Raw genomic sequence first — 21114 nt, 5'->3', positions numbered from 1 at the left:
GTAAGGAAAAAACAAGCAAATCAGCTTTATTTGTCAGTTTTTCCTAAATTTTCTGCTGTTTTCCAGATTCGGCTGCAATTATGCCGATCTTCTCCGAAATGGACGAGGACAATTTTTCACTCACCGTTGTTTATCGCTGATGGGGCGATCGCAGTCAATGTTTCACATTAAAGGATAGACAATTACCATGAAACTGGTTATTTCTCCTCTAGAAGCTAGAAAATGGTTGGGAATTATAGCCATCGGCTTATTTTTAGCGAGTTTGGCAAGTTTGGCCGTCAAATTTTTTGTCTTGAAATTTTCGCCAGATGTGAACAATATCGATCTATTTGTCGATTTCTTTCACCTCGATCGCGAGAAAAATTTGCCCAGTTTGTTTTCTTTTTTGCTGCTCTTTATTTCATCAATTTGTTTGGCAATCATTGCACTAGGAAATACCCGAGCTAACCACCGCTATAAAAAACATTGGTTTGCTTTATCTCTGATTTTTCTATTTTTATCAATCGACGAATGGAATAGTTTTCATGAGTTACTCACCGATCCCTTGCGTGCGAATTTGAACACTAGTGGAATTTTCTTTTTTGCTTGGGTTATTGTTGCGATTCCCCTGGTGGCGACGATTTTCCTTGTTTACCTAAAGTTTTTACGAGATTTACCCCCTCATACTAAAAAGCTATTTTTCATGGCAGGAGGGCTGTATCTATCGGGGACCTTGGGCATGGAATTAATTAATGGCTATTACTTTTCTCAAAATGTCAATGCAATTCTCAACCAGGAAGCTATTCCGGCAATGATTTATGCAGTAATGACTCATATTGAAGAGTTGTTAGAAATGATAGGCATCGTCACGTTTATTTATGCCCTGACTTCTTATATGAGTCGCTACGTCGAACAATTGGAAATTTGGGTTGACGATCGCCAGAAATCCTCGATCTCCAAAATGTAGAAAATTACTACATCTACATCTATCCCCCGATCGCGGCGATCGCCCTTGATTTAAAACGCTTTGTAGTCAACAATAAAGTTGATTCCACAAAGCGTTTTTCCATTTATGCACTCATCGCTGGCGGAACTGATTTCCGAAATTTGTCAGTACCCCCTCACCAGTCCCAAAAGACGGAAAGCCTTTAACCGCTTGATTGCGGCGATCGCCCGTCTTCCCGGACTCGCTAAATCTTCCCATCCGGACTATCTCGATGCGTTCAATCAAACCCTCACTTGGGTCAATCGAGAAATTTGCCATCAATTTGACTGGACTCAACCCGATGTCGAACGGCGATCGGTTCAATGGTTGAACAGTTATTTGTATTGGCGAATTAAAGATTTACATGCTAAAAATTCAAACCATCCAGTTAGTTTAGATGCCCCTGTAACTGAAGACAAAACAATCACTTTAGCCGATTTACTTTCGGATTCCTCTGGCGATCGCCCCACCCGGGACGGACTCGATGCCTATATTCAAAACATCGAGCGCGAACATCGGCAGAATCTCGCCCTCAAACTAGAACAATACATCGAAACCGACCCAGAAAATCAGTTAAAACAGTGTCATCCTAAAGCGTATCCCCAATGTAACGCTCAAGAAATTGCCCGCCGGGTTTTACTTAAACATCCTCCCGAGAAGTTTACAGCGATCGCCCGCGAGTTTGCTATAAACTATCAAACTTTAAAATCCCATTGGGAGCGCAATTGTCGCCCGTTATTACAAGACATCGCCCGACAACTCGGATATCAATCGGAAAGTTAGCTTGATGAATAGTCCCGACCTTTCTTTCTTCACCATTCCACTCGGAAGACAAGCCCACGATCGCGCCCGCGAATTTGCCCGTCAATCGATAAGTTTTGCATCAGAAGCGCAGAAAAATGCGGTAGGAAAGCGAATTTATCTCAATAGCCTTGCCGTTTTTGCCGTTAATTATTATTTGAATTGGTTGGCGTATGAAACGGATTGGATGGGGGGAGATTTTGCCGATCCAATCTTGCGTTCTCGCTGGGATATTGCCGATTTGGCGATCGCCGATCTCGGTAAATTAGAATGTCGTCCACTTTGGGAAGGCGAAACTCGCGTTGCTTTACCTCCAGAAGCGACGGGCGATCGTTTGGGCTACATTATTGTTGAGTTGTGTAACGAACTCAATGGCGCTCATTTACTCGGTTTTTTACCCAGTTTTGACGAATCATCGACCCCAGAATTTTTATCTGTCAGCGATTTATTATCTCTCGACGATCTCATTGATTATTTATTTCGGTTGGAAAGTACGACGGAATTTTTACAAGGAAACGATCCAATCGCCCAGGACGTTCGCGATCGGTTAGAAGGGCGAGAAATTAGCGAAATTGCCGCGCAATTAGAGCGCATTTATCGACAGGAAAGCGAAGAAGAGCAACCTTATGCGATCAAAGATTTACTGTTAAGAACGGCGATCGTAGGGACGGGCGATCGCAATCTCAATGCTCCCGTAAATACCGATGACGATTGGGAAGTTCTCGACCTCGCCGAAAGCTTATTAGAAAAACTTCGCACCCTTTGGCAAGGTTAAATCCGATGGTTTTTCTTATTTTAAGAGTGTAATTTTTTGTTGTTTTTACACGCCATCGATCGCAAATCTGAGAGAGGTGATTTCATGGACGAACGAAAAATAAATGCTTACACCAATTTACTGATGCAAATACTGCAATGTTCGAGAGATGACGAGATCGATCGCCTCTTGGAAATCCGATCGGATGTATTCGATCGCGGGTTTATCGAATTTCTAGAAATGGCTGGAAATTTAAAGACCAAACAAGGTGAAGTTGATTTAGGAAATTTATGTGTTGAATTAGCATCTCAACTCTCATTAAAACTCGATCGTCGATCTAGCCAATTCCGTGAAGGCGATCTTGACTTTCTAGATAAACTTATTGGAATTGTAAAAAATAGAGGCAATCAAAGTGAATCTATTTTTAGATTTTTACAACAACATTTAGACCGACTCGATTGCCATTTTGTTGAATTTCTATATCTGTTTGCCGATCGAGAATTCCCCAAATATTCAGCCGATCTACGGGAAGCTTTAGCGATAGTATTTCACGATTTAAGTCATTTATTATTACAGTTTCCTTTTGGAAATCGAGCCGATATTGTCGAAATTGCGATCGCCTGTTGCGATCTGACTTTGTGCGTTTATCGTCGAGATAGTCATCCCGATGAATGGGCGATCGTTCAAAATACTTTGGGATTGTGCTTGAGCGATCGCATTCAGGGCGATCGTAACCGTAATATCGATCGGGCGATTCAATGTTATCAACAAGCTTTAACCATTCATACTCGCGAACAGTCTCTCAATAATTGGATAACTTTAAATATTAATTTAGCGAGTGCGTATGTGGCTAAGCCACAAGTCAATATACCGGAAAACTTTGAAAAATCCATCGGTCATCTTAAATTAGTTTTACAAAACATCGATCGAAGAGAAAATTTAGAAACTTGGGCATTCGTCCAACATAATTTAGGCGCCATTTATATCGATCGCCCGCTTGGGAATAGATTAGAAAATATGGAAGCGGCGATCGCCTGTTGCGAAGCGGCTTTATCAGTGTACGATCGCCAAAAACATACTGTTGAATGGGGCAAAGTACAACAAAATTTAGGAATCGCTTATTTCAAACGAAGTCAAGGCGATCGTCATGTTAATTTAGAGTTATCAATTTATTATTCAAATTTAGCTTTAGAGATCTTTTCGCCTCAGTTTTTTTTAGGGAATTGGTCAAAAATTAAAGTGAATTTAGCCCGAGCTTATGAAGATACAAGCCAAAATAAATCGGATAATTTAGAAAAGGCTCTCAACTGTATTCATGATATTTTTGAACATTTAAGTTTAAATGATGCCCCGGAACAGTGGGCAGAAGCTCAATTAGAACTCGGTCGCGTTTATTCCCAACGCATTCAAGGGGATTTAATTGAAAATTTTGAGCGGGCGATCGCCGCTTATCAATCCGCATTATCCGTTTATACGAAAGAACTGTTTCCGGAAAAGTGGGCGTCGGTTCAACATGCTTTAGGATATGCTTATCAGGAGCAATTATTAACGACAAGACCGCAACCCATTGAGCGAGCAATCGAGCATTATCAACAAGCCCTTTTAGTTTACAGTCCTAACACTTTTCCCTATATGTGGGCTTGCACTCATCTCAATTTAGCTAATGCTTACAATCTTTGCAAAACCGGATCGATTGCAGAAAATATAGAATTGGCGATCGATTCTGCCCGAGAAGCTTTGAAAGTTTATAACAAAGAAAATTTTTTATTAGAATGGGCCGATTTACAAAACAATTTAGGACAGTTTTACACTCGTCGAATGCGAGGAAATCGAGATAATAATCTTCAACAATCTTTTTTATACTATGAAAATGCATTAAAGGTTTATAATCGACAATCTTTTCCCCTACAATGGGCAAAAATTACTTTAAATCTTGCCAATCTTTTACACAAATCAGGAAAATCTCAAGAAGCGATCGCTCATTTAGAATTAGCTTTAGAGGTATTTACCCTCAATGCATTTCCTTATGCTGCTTCAGTTTGCGGACATCTTCTAGGAAATATAGCGTTTGACTTAGGTCAGTGGGAAAAAGCAATTTATGGTTATGAACTGGCGGTTAAAGGCGCCGAAATTAGTCGTTCTTGGATTAAAGATGATACTCGTCGCCAAGAGATTTTAATTCGATTATTCGGGAACAATCCGAAAATTATAGAAGCTTGCATTCATCATGGCGATATTGAGAAAGCTGTGGAGTTTTTGGAGCGATCGCGGTCGCGTTTTCTCGCGGATTTAATGACCAGTCAAGAACTCCTGTCTTCTCAATATCTTTCTGACGAAATTAAACAGTATTTACAAGACTACGAACGCCTACAAGAACAAATCGATTGCCTTTATTTTTTGAACGATTCTCAAGTCGAGCGATCGGCGATCGCTCACTTCGATTTACTCGCCAATCGCAGCTACTCTAACATACCAGAACAGATCGCTCAATTAGAATTGGAAAAACAAAATATCTGGAAAAAATTTAGACGTGTCGATCCAGTATTGGCGGGAGAATTAGACATCGAACCCCTCGAATTTGACCAGATTCAAGCCTTAGTCAATACTCGAACTACTGCGATTCTAAGTTTTTATGTTAGCGAAGAAGATACCTATATTTTTATCGTCTGTAAAAATAAGCTAACTTATCAGCTTTGTCCTAGCCAAGGGAAGAACAATTTACAACAATGGTTGTTTAAACAGTGGTTAGAACCCTATATTACGAGTGGCGATCGCACGAAATCAGAAGAAGAACGAAAACAATGGCGAGAACAATGGCAAAATGCAATTCCTATTGTTCTCACCGAACTTTCCGAACGCCTCCAACTCGATCGCCTCATCGACGAACATCTCCAGGGAATTGAAGAACTTATTCTCATCCCTCATTTACTCTTACATCAAATTCCTTTAGGCGCCCTTCCTCTCGCTGACGGGGGCTATTTTGGCGATAAATTCTTGATTCGCTACGCCCCCAGTTGTCAAATTTTAAACTACTGTCAGAATCGTCCCCCGGTTATCAATTCAATGACTTACGGGATTGTTGAAAATACGCAAGAAAACCTTGTTTTTACGAATTTTGAATGTCAGTATATTGCCGAACTGTTTCAAATCCCCAATCGATTTCGCCTCCAAGGACGACAACAGGGAACGGTTGAAAACTTCCGAGAATTGATCGCGCAAGTCAACGTCATTCATTTTAGCCATCACGCCGAGTCGCGACTCGATCGCCCTTTAGAATCAAAATTAGAATTAGGCGACGGTTACATGACTTTGGGTCAATTGATGACACCGGGATGGCGGCTTACCCATCTCGTCGAGGTTTCTCTTTCTTGTTGCGAAACCGGGTTTACATTAACTGGAATTACCGACGATACCCTCACGTTTGCGGCTGGTTTTTTATGTGCGGGGGCGCGCCACGTTGTCAATACGTTGTGGTCGGTCAACGATCTATCCACCGCCCTATTTTCGATGTTTTATTACCGCGATCGCCAGCAGGGAATTTGTCGAGTTGCAGCGTTACAACGCGCCCAACAAGCATTAAGAACCCTCGATAGTGAAACTTTGAAAACGGTTTATCAGCCGCAAATGATTGCGTTGTTCGACGGACAGTTTAAACGCTTGAACGAAGGGCGTCAATCGGTCAAAGTAAAGCGAGAAGCGTCTGCTGCAGGCAGTCCCGAATACGAACAATGGGACGCAATGTACAAGCAGTTGAGCGAAAAAGCGAGTCTGGCGCGTCGCCACAAGCAAAAGGTACAAAAGGCGATCGCCGAAATGGCGGAACAACTGCAACCGTTTTCCCATCCGGTTTACTGGGCTGCGTTTATCGGTTCTGGATTGCGTTAGTGGTGCAACTTTGCGCTCCCTGGGGAGGGGCAAAAATTTTTTTATGCTCTCAAAGTCCCCGTGCAGAAAGGTTTTGGCGATTCAATCGAGGGCTTTTTAGTAAAAATTTGAGCCGAATTTGCATAATTTTTTTGTTTCACCCCGGTTAGTTAAAAAGCGCAGTTGGCCAACTCGCTTCTCCCTATAACTCTATAAATGACCGAGGAGAAACGAGTGATGATTCACGTTGTTTTGTCTGCTGTTGCGATCGTTGTCAGTTCGGGAACTGGGGTTGTTAGCGATCGCAGCGAGTTTGCTATTTTTGCGTCCTATTTTCGCGATTCTTCCCGTTTTGAGGAGGTAGCGATCGCCCACAATACGACATCGAAGACAGACCCGAACGAAGAAAGTGACGATCCGATTGTCGATCCCAATTAGATAAGTTTTGCGATTGTCATTGGCGATCGCACAGCTTAAATCTAGAGGCAGTTTGAATTGAAAAATAGCTCGATCGGTAGATATGCTTCAGTTCAAACTGTCTTTAGATTCTGGTAATTTACGTCCATATAAATTACTACAATTCGCGAAAAGTATAAGTTATGAACTCGGACAAATGCGCTGGGACAAGATAAATTTTAAACTATTTAATTACTTAATTCAGGCGATCGCGCCCCTAAGCGTTGCCGCGCCATCATTTGCCAAATTTTCAATTCTGGCAAACTCCAAGTATTGGAATGTTTTGTATGATTGTTTAGGTCTAATTGCAATCCTTTTTCCCAATAACCGATCGCCTCTTCTAATTCTCCTTTGCCTTCGAGAACTTGTGCTAATAGATAATAAGGTGCCGGACGATCGCCTTCTAAGTCAATCGATTGGTGTAAATGGTCGAACGCCAATCCGCAATGATTGTGCAACCAATAGCCCCATCCTAAATTTTTATGTAAGGCAGCGATAACGACGCGATCGCTAGCCTTTTCTAACGCGATTTTGAGTTGGGCGATCGCCTCGTCTAAATGTCCTTCTAAAATTTGCAATCTAGCTAAATTATTAATAGCGGCATAAGCTGCCCGATTTTGTTGTTTCGCTGCCTCTTGATAGTGGGCGATCGCCTCCTTTCGACAGTCTAAGTGCTCGTAAGTGGCGCCGAGATTGTATTGTGCTGGAGCTAGACTTTCGTTATAGCGAATGGCTTTTTTTAAATCAGTTTTAGCACTTTTAAAATTTCCGTCGTTGTAACTTTTATGACCGATTTTATTCAAATATTTTGCTAAAAGTTGATGAGTTATCTCTCGGTTTATTTGCGAGCTCAGTCGAAAATAAACCATTGGATTGTGGCTTTTTTCCCGAATGACAATCGAGCGCATTTCCAACCATTCTAAAGCTCGTTCCGATTCCCACAATTCATCGGGATCGACAATACCGTTTTCCTGTAGATCTAGTAGAGAAATTGCGCGATCGCCATTCACTGCCAACCAACTCGCAATTTCGATCGCCAAACTGGGAATCTCATCGTTATAGTGGGTTTCTAAAAACTTACGGACGAGTTGGCCAACGGAGAACGTCGTTGATTTAATAAATTGGGCTAAATTTCCTGAAACTAAAATTTCGGCATGGTTGGCAACTAATTTTAAAATTAAGGGGTTGCCTGCATATAAATTAATTAATTCTGAAATCAGATCGGATTGTAATAAATCTGGATAACTGGAAGAGTGCAGGAGCATTTGGGCTTCGTTTTCGCTCAAACCGTCCAATTCTAAAACTCGAATTTCGCTCGGGCGATCGCCGAACTTAGAATGGTCTAATGGCCAATCCCAACTGGTTAATAATAAACAGCTTTGAGGAAAACTTTTGAGAAATAAATCGATAATTTCTTCGCAACTTTCTCGTCGCGATCGCCAACTTTGTTCGAGAGCATCTAAGACTAACAAACAGCGAGAAGAGCGCAAAGATTCGAGGGGGTCAGACTCTTTTCGATCGCTAATAAATGAGATCGCGCTGTCTAAAACGGTTGCAATGTCGTGGCGATCGCTCAACGTCCGCCAGACAATACAATCAAAACAATGACCGAAATCGGCGATCGCCTGCCGTACTAAAGCCGTTTTCCCCACGCCTCCCATTCCCACCACCGCCACAACCGGGGATTTTTCAGCCACGATCCAGCGTTCTAAGGTCTGCAATTGCGTGCTTCGTCCGCAAAATGAGGTCACTTCTGGCGCTTCGCTTAAATCCCACCGACATGAGGCGCCGCTCGTGTTTTCACCTGTCGGCGGGACTCCTTGTTGACCCCGATTTCTCATTTGTTTCTCATATTCTGAGATCAGAAATTGTTCGAGTTTTGCCAACTTTCCCGGACCCGACCCCGGAATCTCAAATTTCTTGTAAACTTCACCGAGTCGTTTCTGTAAGGCATCCTTGCGAACGCCCAATTGTTGGGAAATCGCCGTCATGGCCTGCCCTTCAACGGCTCTGCTTAGCACTTCGAGTTCGTTTTCGGACACTCCGACCCGCTTGGCGACGGTGGTTAGAAAGTCTTGAGGAATTTTCATGGTCAATCCAGTTATGAAATCTAGTGGTCGAGCCGTTCCCCTTGTACGGAGGTGCGGCGCCCTGCATTCCCGTCGTTTGCCTTCATCCCGCGTGAATATAAGATTGTTCCCCTCGACTGCGCGATCGTTCCCTCGGTAGTATTCTTTACTACAATAACGGTCGGCGCCGGGGATTTTAACACGATCGTCGATCTCTACAGATCGAGAGGCTTGCCTCTGTACGCCCTACGGCAAGCACTTCGATCTCATTTATACCTCATTATATGCGATGAACTTCAAGATCGACGAGGGAGAGCCAACCCTCAATCGCGGGAGTCTTTCGGAGAACATTACCGATTGGATTGGGTCGGTGAAATCGGATCGATTCCTTGCGATGACTCGATTGCAAGAGGATTTTAGTCAAAAGGAATGGTCGATATCTCATTTAATGAGATAAAAGTCTTGTCAAAAGAGAATGACTGCGCTAGAGTTGAAGTCAGAATGAGAGAAAAAGGAGCGGCGATCGATGTTTTCCTCTCTTTAACTCTCCTAACTTCCCACAATGACCGATCGATCGACTCGTGTAAAAGCTGGCTGCGTTGGGAGGGTTGAGCTTCGAGGGCGATCGCGGCAAATCACCGTAGCAATCTAGGTTTTTCAAGTTTGTTCCGCCCTACTTGGTGCAGGGATTTATTCCCTGCTACCAGGTTTTCTTAAGGGTGGGTTCGGAGGAATTGAGACCATGTCAAACAGCCGATTTCAATATCTATTAATGGGTTCGGCGATCGCCTTTCTCGTCAGTTATCGGGCGATCGTGCAAGAAGATCCCGGATGTTTCTGGGTCAAGCCAACGACAGGGGAAAATGGATGAAAACCCATAAAATATTCATATTTTTTCTTAAAAAGATGCTATTTTCTCAACAATTAAATAAACAATATCAATATTTCTAAAATTTTCTATCTTGAAACGTCAATCTAAAAATAAAAAATCTTGAGGCTATTATTTCATGCAATCCGATCGCAACGCTCAAATCAATGGGAACCCCGGTAAAATTGTCGGTATGATTCCCATTAAAACGAGTGGTTCTATGAAAATCACACTGAACGGTGATATCGTTCAAGCCTATTCCGATAGCTTTTTTGGCTTGGAAAATGAACAATTCTTTATCCCCGTTCGAGAAGTGAAAGCCATTCAAATCGGACAGGGATGTACTTGGTGGCTATTTTGGCTGGGACTCCCGACGCTTACGATTTTTGTTGGAGTCGTCTTGATTGTCTTGGCTTTTCTTGTCAAACAACGTTATTTAATCTTACACACCAGTCAAGTTACCCTAATTGTCTTTTATAAAAGAACCGAAAAAGTTGCCCAATTCAGAAACGCAATTCTGGAAGCACGACATCCTAAAAAACCCCCGATTCCCAAACCGCCCGCACCGCATCCGGTCAATAAAGATTAGTGGTTTTCTCTACTGAGATTTCCTCTGCGGTCCAATTCCCCGAGGCATCGTCCGCCACTAACTCGCGCTCCAACTCCTGGCGCAGACGACCGAGGATCGTTTCCGGTTCGACGCGATCGAGGATGTCTCGAATCACTGTATTCGCTCCTAACGGCCCCCAGGTGCAACCGCGCTCTAAATACACCTGAGCGGCTTGACCGACGCGGTAGGTACCGTATCCCGCCATCGAGGCTTGGGCGATCGCCGCTCCCGCATAGCCCATCACGCCTCCCGCATCCCCCGAGGCGCCGACGATCGCCGCCGCACTTTTGCCAAAGCCCCAAAATAAACCACTCGCCAACTCACCCAACAGCAACCCGCCCCCACTCACTAAAATCTGCTGCCAGAGTTTCCCCGCTTCGTACCCGGTCATCGGTAAGCCGTACAAGCGCGCCAGGGAGCGAATTAACGCCAAATCCGCGATCGCCCCTCCCAACAGATCGAACACGGCGATCGGATTGAGCGCCACCGCTAAAGCCTTGTATTGCGCGAACCGCCAGATCAAGCGTTCCGCCTCCATCTGGCGCGCTTCGATCGCCCCGACCGCCAACATTTCTTGCGCCGCGCGCGCCTGCACCAACGCATTAATCGCCAACAACGATCGCCCCCGTTCCGTTAACAGCGATACCAACTTCTCTCGCAACTCTTCAATTTGCGGCTCCGGAGTTTCCCACTCCCACGACTCGCGACCGTCGGGCCATTCCGTGCGAACCTGCAACGGCGCCGGATCCGCCGCCACCATCACGATATCCTCCGACGCCGGAAGGCTCGGTCGTTCCTCCGGTTCCGAAGGAATCCAATCGTCACTGACCCTCGTGCCCCCGCGACCCTCGCGACCCGCCGCCAACTGCTGCAACTGACGATAAATCGTCTCACGATCCTGTTCCGGATACAGGTCGATCTTGTTAAACACCACCAATAACGGCTTTTGGCTGCGCCGTAGTTCGCACAACGCCTCGTACTCCGTGCGGGTGATATCGCCGCAGACCACGAATAAAATTAAATCTGCCGCCTGGGCCACATGGCGCGCCATCTGCGATCGCGCCTGTCCGTCGATCTCGTCCAAGCCCGGCGTGTCGATCGCCTCCACCTCCAAGCCCTCCGCGACCTGCCACCGCGCCGATCTCGGCCACTGAGTCACCCCGTGTAGGGGCCCGGTCGCAAACACCTTTTCCCCCATCAACCCATTGAGAACCGCCGATTTGCCGCGACTCACCAAGCCGAACGCCGCAATCCGAATCACCCCAGCATCGAGTTTCTCTAACGTCTCGCCGAGGCGATCGATCTGCGCCTGGATCGCCGCTTGTTGGGCGATATCTCCATGACGTAACGCCTGACGACGCACGTGGGAATACCACGACATCGCCTGACGGATGCTCGCACGGGCGCGGGTGAGATCGGTATCCTGAATATTCGATGGCATGGAATCCGTAACAGACGAGTGGACTCAATCAAACTTAAGATGTCGGTTCGAGATTCGGCACGATCGCCCCGTCTCGGCTTCTGTTCTCTTGCAGCGCTGCGACTTGGGCGCTCAAGCTCGCCGATTGTTTGCCTTCCGGCGCCAGACGCCCCACCACTTGCTCGACGAAGCCGCGCAGTACGGTCATCCGCCGATTTTGCTCGAACACCGCTTTGACCGTATTCGCCAACTGTTCCATCCCGCTTTCGCTGGCGAGACTCGCATCTTGCGCTTGGAAATATTCGATCAGACTCAATCCGGCGAGGCGGGTCAGATAGGCGGCGGAAATTCCTTGAACCACGCCCCCGGCGATGTAAGTCACTGCATGACTTTTGAGGATGGCGGCGACGGTTTGACTCGACAGTTCGACAATGCCCAATTTCACCAATTGTTCCGCTAAAGCCCGCGCGATCGCCTTCTCCCGGTCGAGAGAAAAGTTTTGCTGGTAAATTTCGCCCAAATCGGCGATTAATTGGGCGCTAACCGCACTCGTCGCCAGTAAATCTAGGGCTGCGACCGGGTTCGCAAAGGCTGCCGCCGCCGCAATATACTGATATTTTTCGACAATCGGTAAGGCGCGATCGCGGCGCAGTTGGTTTAACTGGGTTTGTGCTTCCCGTTTCAACTCGATTGCTTCCCGATAAGTTTTGGCGAGGTGGAGTTGTTGCCGTTCCGTTGCCCAAATCTGCTCTAATCGAGACTGCAGGGGGGCGATCTGCGGTGCGCGGGTTTCCATTTTTTCCGCAACCGACCCATCCGTACGATGCTGGCGGACTTTCACCGGATTGGGGGACGCGGCGATCGCGATCGCGTCTTGGGAACCGAGTAGGGGAGAGAGGCGATCGCGCAAACTTTGCAAAATCGTCGCCTGTCGTTCTTCCGTTTCGCGATCGCACTGATTCCAGACGACGAGCGATCGCGCGGCGGACTGGTGCAGTTGTTTCACAATCCGATATTCGCTCTCGGTGAGGTCGCCACGGGTTAAAAAGACGACTAAATCGGCAGCAATTGCCTGTTTCCAAGTTTCGCTATCTTGTAACTCCGTTTCCCGGTTTGTGGCGGTCAATAAGGCGGGAGTTTCGAGCCAGTGGATCGGGGGAAAGTCGGGCGCTTGGCTGCGGGCGATCGCCTCTTGTAGCTTGGTTTTGCCCGTTCCTTTGGCGCCGACGAGGGCGATCGTCAGGGAATCGAGGGTACCCTCGACAGAGAGTTCGGCGAGGCGGTCGCGCAATCGCTCAATTTCGCTCGAACTCTCGCTTTTGCGGCGTTCTGCTTTAATTTCCGCCGCTTCGGCTGCGGCGCGATCGAGGATCGTTCTTACTGAGGCGATCGCCCGATCTACGGCGTCGCGATCGATCGATCCGGCCCTAACTCCTTTAAGTTCTACAGGTTTCGGCTTGTCCAACATCCACCATCCCACCCCGAGGGCGATCGCCACGATCGCCCCGAGTTCTCCCATTTCGGCAAGTGCATCGTCGAAACTCTGCATCAGCCACAAGCCAAAGGACAACGTAAGTCCGCCAATTAACAGGGGTCGCCGGAGTTGGACAGCCATGAGTCTTTCCCGAATCTCTAAATCTTGGATAGCGGATAGCGACGAGCGGTATCTGATATCCGATCTCCATTCTAGAGGATCGGGCCGACGGGAGACGCGATTTTCGGCGGTCGAGTTGGCGGCGATCGCGGGTTAGCCGCCCATCGCCGAAGGAGTAACTTTCGCTACAACGCGATCTCCTGTCAGGACAAAAAGATAGACACACCTTTGAGAACCTCGATGGAGGTCAGGGGCAAAGATTGTAATATCGAGGTGCTGCAGTCAACGCCATGAGGAATTTAACCGAGTTGACGGATTTAATCGGAAAGTTCGAGGCGATCGAACCGCCTTTACAAGGCTTTATCAAAAGTCTGCATGAAAAGTACCGCCCCCTTAACGAGGGGGTCGTCTCCGACTACTTGCCGGAATTAGCCAAAGCTAACCCCGATTGGTTCTCGATTTGCGTGGTGAGTGCAGACGGCAAGATCTACCAAGCCGGAGACACCGATCGCCTGTTTACCATGCAGTCTATTTCTAAACCCTTCGTGTACGGTTTGGCCTTGGAAGATCGCGGATCGGAAGAAGTGGTTAGAAAAATTGGAGTCGAACCGACGGGAGATCCGGTCAACTCGATTCTCGAACACGAGGAGTTAACCGAAGGGCGTTACAATCCGATGGTCAACATCGGCGCGATCGCCACGACTAGCTTAATCGCCGGATCGGACCCCAGCGAACGCAACCGCCGCCTGTTGGAGATGTTCCGGCGTTACGTGGGACGGGAGGTTTCTGTAGACGAATCGACTTATATTTCTAAAAAAAATAAGAATAACCTGCATCGGGCGATGGCCTACATGATGCTCAATTTCGGCACGATCGCGGGCAATATTGAAGAAATCCTCGATTTGTACTGCCAGCAATGCTCGTTAATGGTCAATTGTCGCGAATTGGCGATAATGGCGGCTACCTTGGCGAATGGAGGGGTCAATCCGATAACGGGGGAACGGGCGATCGCCTCGCAATATGTCAAAAATCTCCTCAGCGTTATGTACACCTGCGGGATGTACGATTTTTCCGGTCAGTGGGCCTATCGCGTCGGCTTTCCAGCCAAAAGCGGCCTCGCCGGGGCGATTCTCGGCGTGGTTCCCCGTCAAATGGGGATTGCCGTATTTTCGCCGCCATTAGGAGAACATCGCAAAAGCGAACGCGGGGTTAAGGTGTTTGAGGAACTCGCGGAACGCTTTAACCTGCACGTGTTTCACGGAGTTTCCCAGGAAGTCACCGTCGGGCGTTGCGAACGGGGATTCGATCGCCCCCCTCGGCGCAGCGATCGCGCGAAACTCGGCAACAAAACTCTCTCGACGCCTTATTTGGAAACGGAAGAGGAGCGCGATCGTTCGGGAAATGGCATTCATTCCCCATTTCAGGACTTTTTAGAGCAGTTACACCAAAAATATTTACCGTTGCGCGACGGAACGCCTTATTTGAGCGAACCGGATTTAGTCGAAATTAATCCGGATTGGTTCGGCATTTGTGCGGTGACGGTCGATGGCGACGTTTATGCGGTCGGCGATTACGAACAACCGTTTTTAATCCAGTCGATTTCTAAAGTCTTTGCCTATGGTATGGCCCTGAGCGATCGCGGGCGCGATTACGTCTTGCAGAAAGTCGATGTGGAACCGACGGGAGACGCTTACAATTCCATTGTCAAGGTGGAGGAAAGTTCCAAACGCCCTCACAATCCGATGGTCAACGCCGGGGCGATCGCCACGACCAATTTGATTCTGGGGAACAGTCCGGCGAAACGGCTCAATCGGGTTCTGGAAATGTATAAACGCTTTATCGGTCACAAAGTCTTCGTGGATACCCCGACCTTTGTTTCCGAGCAGCATTGCGGCGATCGCAATTGGGCGATTTCCTACCTGTTGCGCAATTTCGGCATGATCGAAGGCAGTATCGGCGAAACCCTCGATTTATACTTGCAGCAATGTTCGGCGATCGTCAACTGTCGCGATTTAGCCGTGATGGGCGCGACCTTAGCGAACAACGGCATCAATCCGATGACCGGAACACGGGCGATCGCCGCCCCTTATGTGAGAGACTTTCTCAGCGTAATGTATACATGCGGGATGTACGATTTTGCCGGAGCCTGGGTCTACAATGTCGGCTTTCCCGCCAAAAGCGGTGTCGGCGGCGGCATCATCGCCGTCGTTCCCGGACAAATGGGCATTGCCGTGTTTTCCCCGCCCCTGGACAAACGCGGTAACAGCGTTCGCGGGATTAAAGTCTTTGAAGAACTCTCGCAACGGTTCGGCTTACACATTTTCGACCCCACCACCTCCGTCGATACCTTCTTGCAGTGGATGCGCGAGACCCGAACTTAGTCCGAACAGGAGAAAAGGGGAGTACATTGCACTCCCCCCAGGAGAGTTGGAGGGAATCTCCAGATTCCCACTGTGGAATTCGATCCTTTACTGCCAGTCAGATCGCGTACTTGGAAAAAACCCCCCAGAGGGCTGGGGGAGTTCGTCGCAAGCCTGGTGGGCGACATGACCGAGGGAATATAGCAAGCGGGTTTCGGGACTGATGCAGTGGAATTTTAGATCGCCTGTTCACATCGCCTGTAAGGACACGGCATTGCCGTGTCTCCAGAACCGATGAATTTTACAACACGATTGAGGATGGCTATAGATCGACGGAGCCATTAAGAACGTTAGAACTCAAATTCCAAGGGTCGGTCGTTTAAAGTTTCGACTAACAACCCCATTTTCTGTTTCTTGTCGCTCAGAAAGGTTTCGCACTGGTGTAAGTATTCGACGGCGATCGCAAATTGGTCGAAAATTTCGCTCAACTCCAAATTACCGGATTCGACTTGTTCGATAATCTCTTCAACCTTATCGACCGTTTCTTCATAGCTCCAATCCGGGGGGAATGACTCGTGAGGGGGGCGGTTGTGGTCAATGGGTTGGGCGGCACTCATAGGAATAGAAATATCAAAATTCAGTGGGGGTTCAATCTTAGAGGGCGGGCGATCGCCCGTCTCGAAATCTCGGAAAAAACTGTGTTTGTTTCGAGGCGGCAGTCACGGCGATCGTTTGCGGTACGGTACGGGGAGAATCCAGATAATGGCGATCCCGACACAGAAGTTGGGTAGAACCTCCTCCGTCGAGCATCAGCACGGCGATCGCGCCGAACTCTTTTAAAACTTCAGCCGCACGGGCTTGAGTCGCCTTACTCGACGACAATAATAAAACGGTTTCTGCCGTACCGTCACCATCTTTATCTTTAATTCCGGCGAAGGTTCGCCCGACGGCGATCGCGCTACTTTTTTCAGCAGTCGGTGTTAAGCCGACGATCGCCTCGGGCGCCTCATTCTGTCGCCATTCAAGGGGATCGAAGGCGACGATCTCCGCGCGATCGGGCCAAACTTCTAAAATCAGTTTTTCGTCGGCAAATTCGCTTTCTCCCGCATAGCCGTCGCTGACGAATTCGCCCCTCGCTTTCACCGGAAAGGCGAGGGCGGTAGCTCGGTTGCGATCGTTGCGAAAAAACTGCCCGTTGGCCATACAAAACGCTGCCGGATCGCGATCGCGCAGTGTCCTCCACGCCGTCTCCAAGCTTTGGCGCTCGAATTCGGGGTCGTCGCCGCCGTACGCCCCCAACCCCGATCGCCGTTCCACCACCGGACCGAATTCAAACGATACCGAGGCCCCTCGACTGAGATCGATCGCCTGGACGTAATCGCTGCCCTGTTGAAACAAGGTCACCCCAGGCGCCTCTAAAATCGGTTGAAAAGCGTCGGAAATCGCCTCTTGTTCCGGATTCGCGGGGGGTCTGCCGACGGCGACGCCCCCGAGGGAAAGCGAAAAAAGCAGCACCGTTGCGGCGATCCTGCTGACTCCTTTCTTGTTTGCAGACCCTACGGGAACGGCGTTGCTTCGGGAACGGCGTTGCTTCGGGAATGCCGCCTGACGTTTCCACATCTACATCCTCCTCATTCTCGGGCGATCGCGTAGTCTACTAATTGGCCGATCCGTTGGCGCAAGGTTTCCAATCCCAACCCGGCGCGGGCGGAAATAAACGCCGCTAAGGGAAACTCTTCCCGGGCGATCGCCAGGGCCTCGCTACTGACACAATCGATCTTGTTAAACACGATCAGCGACGGGCCCGGCGTCACCGGGAGTTCTTTGAGAATCTGGCGCACCGACTGGATATGACTTTGCCACGCCGGATGGGATAAATCGACCACGTGCAGCAAGGCATCGGCTTCGCTCACTTCTTCTAAAGTCGCCCGAAACGCATCCATCAGCGACGGGGGCAGTTCGTGGATGAACCCCACCGTATCGGTCAGGACGATCGCCAGTCGGTCTCCGGTTTGGGCGTCGGGAACGAAACAGCGTCGGGTGGTCGGATCGAGGGTGGCAAATAACTGGTCGGCGGTGTAAATTTCGGCGCTGGTCAGGGTATTGAGCAAGGTCGATTTCCCCGCATTGGTATAGCCGACGATCGCGATCGACGGAACCGCTTGTTTTTGCCGTTGCAAGCGCATTCGCGACCGATGGGCCTGGAGGCGATCGACCTGTTTTTGCAACTGGGCGATCCGCCGGGAAATGGCGCGCCGTTCGGTTTCGAGTTTCGTTTCCCCCGGTCCTCGGGTACCGATCCCACCCCCCAAACGGGACATCGCCTCTCCCCGACCCGTGAGGCGCGGTAGGGTGTATTCGAGTTGGGCCAGTTCGACTTGCAGTTTTCCGGCGCCGGACTGAGCCCGTTGGGCGAAGATATCCAAAATCACCTCGGTACGGTCTACGACTCTCACCCCGATTTGGGTTTCCAAGTTACGCACTTGCGCCGGGGACAGGTCGCGATCGAACACGATCAAATTGGCTCCCAAGGTTTGGGCGCTCAAGGCGAGTTCCTGTACTTTTCCGGCGCCGATCGCCGTTTGCGGGTGGAGGCGCGATCGTTTCTGGGCGATCGTCCCGAGGACTTTACCCCCTGCGGTATCCACCAAGCGGGCGAGTTCGGCTAAGCCGTCCTCGAACTGTTCCGGGTCGATCTCGGCGGTCATCACGCCGACGAGCAGGGCGCAATCGCTACGCCCATCGACTTCGCGGGCGATAAATTGGCGCTCGAATTCGGCTTCTAACCCTTCGACTAAGTTGAGAAAATCTTGCTTCGCCAATAGGTCGAGGCTCATCGGCCCGGACACGTGCCAATTGGCGATCGCCAGTTCTTCGGCTTGTCCGTCTTCCCCCGCTTTGCCCGTCGCTTGCGGCGTTAAATAGGCCAGATAGGTTTCTCTAACATATCCGGTGGCTCCACCGCCGCGACGTTCGAATCCTTCCCCGGTCAGGGTGAGGACGACTAAGGCATCGAGGCGCTGGATCGCCATTGCCGTCAGCGATTCTTGGTTGGGACCTTCCGCTTTGACCTGGGTGGACAGGCAGCGAATGCCACTGAGGCGCCCGACCCCGTAGCGCGGCAATTCTAACGGCGGGATTTGGGTTTGACGCGGGGTTCCCACGCCAACACGAATCACCTGACCTCGGCGGTTGAGGTAGGCGCACACGGATTCGCCAATGTCCGTGGAAATGGCAGCCAGTCGCTGGGAAAATTCCGGCGTCGCGATGCAGTCTACGGGTAGGCGTTGGTGGTAAAGCCGTTTCAACTGCTTTAACTGGCTGGGTTTGAGACCTTGCAGGTTGCCGTAAATCGTTTCGATAGGCACTGATGACCAGAAACCTGGTCCTCCCCAATAAAGGACAGATCGATCTTGTTAATTTTATCGCGGCTTTTTCCGGGGGCGGGCGATCGCCGAGCTTTACCTTAACTTGTTGAAAATTTTCGTCAAATTTTATACGGTTCGCGGATTATAATGTTATTTTAAAGGAAAGAGATTGTACATCACTCGACACCCTTAAAAAGTCCACTATGAACAAACTTACTCTAGAATCGGTTAAACAAGCGGCGGCCATCCATCGCGCCAATCTGCAAAAACGGTTGGAACATCGGATCGAAATGGCCAGACAAAAAGGTGATGAAAATTTGGTTCGGATCCTCGAAGCCGAAGCCCAATATTTGAAATAATTTTGCTCGGCCTTTACACGGCCCAAGGGGCTGGAAATCGCCACCGAGAGGTACGTTAAGACCTGCCCGGTGGCGCGATCGCCAGCCCCCTCGTCTTAGGTATGCGATCGGGAATAGGCTAGCGCCCGCCGACCACGACATCCTTGATGCGAACGTGGGGACCGCCGACGCTGACGGGAAGCGGGGACTGACCGCCTTTGCCACAACCGCCATTGGTATACACCGAATCGTTACCGATCGCCTCGATATCGGTGAGGGTTTGGAAGACGTTTCCGGTGAGGGTAACGTCGCTGACGGGTTCGGCAATTTGACCGTCGCGAATCATGTAGCCTTCGGCGGCGGCGAAGGTAAACATTTCGCCGTTAGTCTGACCGCCGATCATGCGAACGGCATATACACCTTCGTCGATATCGGCGATCGTTTCGGCAAAACTGCGATCGCCCGGTTCGATCGCCGTGTTGGTCATCCGCACCAACGGCGGATAACTAGCACTGAGGGCGCGGGCGTTTCCGGTGGGGGCTTCGTTCATTTTGCCTGCGGTTTCCCGGTTGTGCAGGCGCTGGGTGAGGACGCCATTTTTAATTAAATATTTGCGTTGCGCCCGGACCCCTTCATCGTCGTATTTGAGCGAACCGGGAAGTCCGTTTAAGGTCGCGTCATCGACGACGTTGAGCTGTTCGATCGCCACGGCTTTACCCAATTGCAATAACTCTTGCATCCGGGGATTTTCGTAAACAAAATCGGCTTCGGATAAATGGCCGAATGCTTCGTGAATGAACACCCCCGCGAGATAGGGGTCGAGAACCACCGTATATTGACCGCCTTTAACGGATTTCGCTTCTAATTGGCGGATGGCACGTTCGGCAGCCGATCGCACCCGGTCTTCGAGATCGACGAAAGCGTTGTAGTCGGAGCGCGAGTGAACCGATTCGTAGCCTTGACGGACGAGACCGCCCTCGCCTCGGGCGATCGCCCCGAAACCGCCGGAGATGTCGAGGCGTTCTTGAGCGATGCAAGTTCCGGCAGAATTGACAAAATAGGTGACGCCGAAGCGATCGCGGTAACTGCTGCTGGTGGTTTGAATGCGCGGGTCGTAAGCGAGCAGCAGTTGGTTGTAGCGTTCGACTAAATCCCGTTTTTCGGCGAGGGAAATTCCGCGCGGGTCGCGTCCGAGTTCGAGGGGGACGAAATCTTCGATCGCCTCGATCTCGGCGAGTTGGGTGGTTTCGGTACCGACGAGTTTCGCTTGGGAAATCGCTTCTTCGAGGCGATCGTGCAGTTCGTCCAAACCGTTGAAGGTGACGAAACTCCAGCCCCCCTTGTGGCAGGCGCGCACCCCTCCCGCTAGGGAAAAGTTACGATTGGCGGCATCGAGGCGATCGCCGCGAAATGAAATCGCCGTAGACTCGCTTTGTTCCAAACGGATTTCGAGATAGTCGGCGCGATCGCGGTAGGTCGAGACCGCCTCTCGCAAGCGATCGGCGATCGCCCGGTCTAAGCAGGTTTCCTGACTCATTACACTCTCTGGTTGTGATTCGTAATTCGCCTAGAAGGCATTTTCTCCAGTCTAGTCGAGGGACGAAACAATCGCCGTGCTTTCGGTTCGCCACCGATGGCGAACCGGATC

16 protein-coding genes are annotated in these 21114 nt (G+C 49.5%); 9 read left to right on the top strand and 7 right to left on the bottom strand.

The features are described from left to right. The first annotated feature begins 187 nt into the window (after nucleotides 1-187). From HCG48_RS14300 to HCG48_RS14280, 5 genes are all read left to right on the top strand, one after another. Nucleotides 188-946 (top strand): DUF8692 domain-containing protein, encoded by a 759-nt coding sequence (locus HCG48_RS14300; protein WP_168569765.1) that lies wholly within the window; start codon nucleotides 188-190, stop codon nucleotides 944-946. A 105-nt stretch (nucleotides 947-1051) separates the two neighbouring features. Beyond that, nucleotides 1052-1747, top strand: coding sequence for a hypothetical protein (locus HCG48_RS14295; RefSeq protein WP_168569764.1), 696 nt, complete (start codon nucleotides 1052-1054; stop codon nucleotides 1745-1747). Nucleotides 1748-1751: 4 nt separating this feature from the next. Continuing rightward, nucleotides 1752-2540 carry a DUF1822 family protein gene (locus tag HCG48_RS14290; protein WP_168569763.1) on the top strand — a complete coding sequence of 263 codons (789 nt, stop codon included), beginning with the start codon at nucleotides 1752-1754 and terminating at the stop codon, nucleotides 2538-2540. Between the two features lie 84 nt (nucleotides 2541-2624). After that, nucleotides 2625-6404, top strand: a complete 3780-nt coding sequence (locus tag HCG48_RS14285) for a CHAT domain-containing protein (RefSeq protein ID WP_168569762.1) — start codon at nucleotides 2625-2627, stop codon at nucleotides 6402-6404. A 216-nt stretch (nucleotides 6405-6620) separates the two neighbouring features. Then, a complete protein-coding gene (locus tag HCG48_RS14280; protein WP_168569761.1) occupies nucleotides 6621-6821 on the top strand; it encodes a hypothetical protein in 201 nt (66 codons plus the stop codon). 206 nt (nucleotides 6822-7027) lie between these two features. Here HCG48_RS14280 and HCG48_RS14275 read toward each other — a convergent pair whose 3' ends face one another. Next, the gene (locus tag HCG48_RS14275) at nucleotides 7028-8929 is read right to left on the bottom strand and encodes a tetratricopeptide repeat protein (RefSeq protein WP_168569760.1); all 1902 of its coding nucleotides are present in this window, start codon (nucleotides 8927-8929) and stop codon (nucleotides 7028-7030) included. Between the two features lie 721 nt (nucleotides 8930-9650). On the opposite strand from HCG48_RS14275, the gene HCG48_RS26510 reads away from it, so the two are divergent. Together HCG48_RS26510 and HCG48_RS14270 are read left to right on the top strand one after the other, a co-directional pair. Further along, on the top strand, nucleotides 9651-9779 hold the full coding sequence (locus HCG48_RS26510) for a hypothetical protein (protein ID WP_281362005.1): 129 nt from the start codon (nucleotides 9651-9653) through the stop codon (nucleotides 9777-9779). Between the two features lie 136 nt (nucleotides 9780-9915). Then, entirely contained in the window at nucleotides 9916-10365 is a 450-nt protein-coding gene (locus HCG48_RS14270; protein WP_168569759.1) for a hypothetical protein, read from the top strand. On the opposite strand, the gene HCG48_RS14265 is transcribed toward HCG48_RS14270, so the two are convergent. Together HCG48_RS14265 and HCG48_RS14260 are read right to left on the bottom strand one after the other, a co-directional pair. Continuing rightward, a complete protein-coding gene (locus HCG48_RS14265; RefSeq protein ID WP_168569758.1) occupies nucleotides 10352-11827 on the bottom strand; it encodes a GTP-binding protein in 1476 nt (491 codons plus the stop codon). The two genes, HCG48_RS14270 and HCG48_RS14265, sit on opposite strands and share 14 nt — an antisense overlap. A 34-nt stretch (nucleotides 11828-11861) precedes the next feature. Beyond that, nucleotides 11862-13421, bottom strand: a complete 1560-nt coding sequence (locus HCG48_RS14260) for a slr1306 family protein (protein WP_168569757.1) — start codon at nucleotides 13419-13421, stop codon at nucleotides 11862-11864. Between the two features lie 269 nt (nucleotides 13422-13690). On the opposite strand from HCG48_RS14260, the gene glsA reads away from it, so the two are divergent. Beyond that, nucleotides 13691-15781: a glutaminase A gene (glsA, locus tag HCG48_RS26095; protein WP_168569756.1), complete on the top strand. Its 2091-nt coding sequence runs from the start codon at nucleotides 13691-13693 to the stop codon at nucleotides 15779-15781. 329 nt (nucleotides 15782-16110) lie between these two features. Here glsA and xseB read toward each other — a convergent pair whose 3' ends face one another. Genes xseB through hflX form a run of 3 tightly spaced genes read right to left on the bottom strand, consistent with a single transcriptional unit; the run spans nucleotide 16111 to nucleotide 19128 of the window. Further along, nucleotides 16111-16377, bottom strand: a complete 267-nt coding sequence (xseB, locus tag HCG48_RS14250) for an exodeoxyribonuclease VII small subunit (RefSeq protein ID WP_168569755.1) — start codon at nucleotides 16375-16377, stop codon at nucleotides 16111-16113. A 37-nt stretch (nucleotides 16378-16414) separates the two neighbouring features. Further along, nucleotides 16415-17380 carry a phosphodiester glycosidase family protein gene (locus HCG48_RS14245; protein WP_168569754.1) on the bottom strand — a complete coding sequence of 322 codons (966 nt, stop codon included), beginning with the start codon at nucleotides 17378-17380 and terminating at the stop codon, nucleotides 16415-16417. An 11-nt stretch (nucleotides 17381-17391) separates the two neighbouring features. Continuing rightward, the gene (gene hflX / locus HCG48_RS14240) at nucleotides 17392-19128 is read right to left on the bottom strand and encodes a GTPase HflX (RefSeq protein WP_168569753.1); all 1737 of its coding nucleotides are present in this window, start codon (nucleotides 19126-19128) and stop codon (nucleotides 17392-17394) included. A gap of 203 nt (nucleotides 19129-19331) precedes the next feature. On the opposite strand from hflX, the gene pirA reads away from it, so the two are divergent. Next, nucleotides 19332-19487, top strand: coding sequence for an arginine synthesis PII-interacting regulator PirA (pirA, locus tag HCG48_RS14235; RefSeq protein ID WP_168569752.1), 156 nt, complete (start codon nucleotides 19332-19334; stop codon nucleotides 19485-19487). Between the two features lie 118 nt (nucleotides 19488-19605). Here pirA and HCG48_RS14230 read toward each other — a convergent pair whose 3' ends face one another. Further along, on the bottom strand, nucleotides 19606-21003 hold the full coding sequence (locus HCG48_RS14230; protein WP_375339314.1) for a TldD/PmbA family protein: 1398 nt from the start codon (nucleotides 21001-21003) through the stop codon (nucleotides 19606-19608). Nucleotides 21004-21114: the final 111 nt, after the last annotated feature.

Origin of the sequence: Oxynema aestuarii AP17 (assembly GCF_012295525.1) — a bacterium.
Lineage (GTDB): Bacteria > Cyanobacteriota > Cyanobacteriia > Cyanobacteriales > Laspinemataceae > Oxynema > Oxynema aestuarii.
Note: the sequence above shows the minus strand (reverse complement) of the source record. Positions and strands in the feature narration are given on the sequence as shown.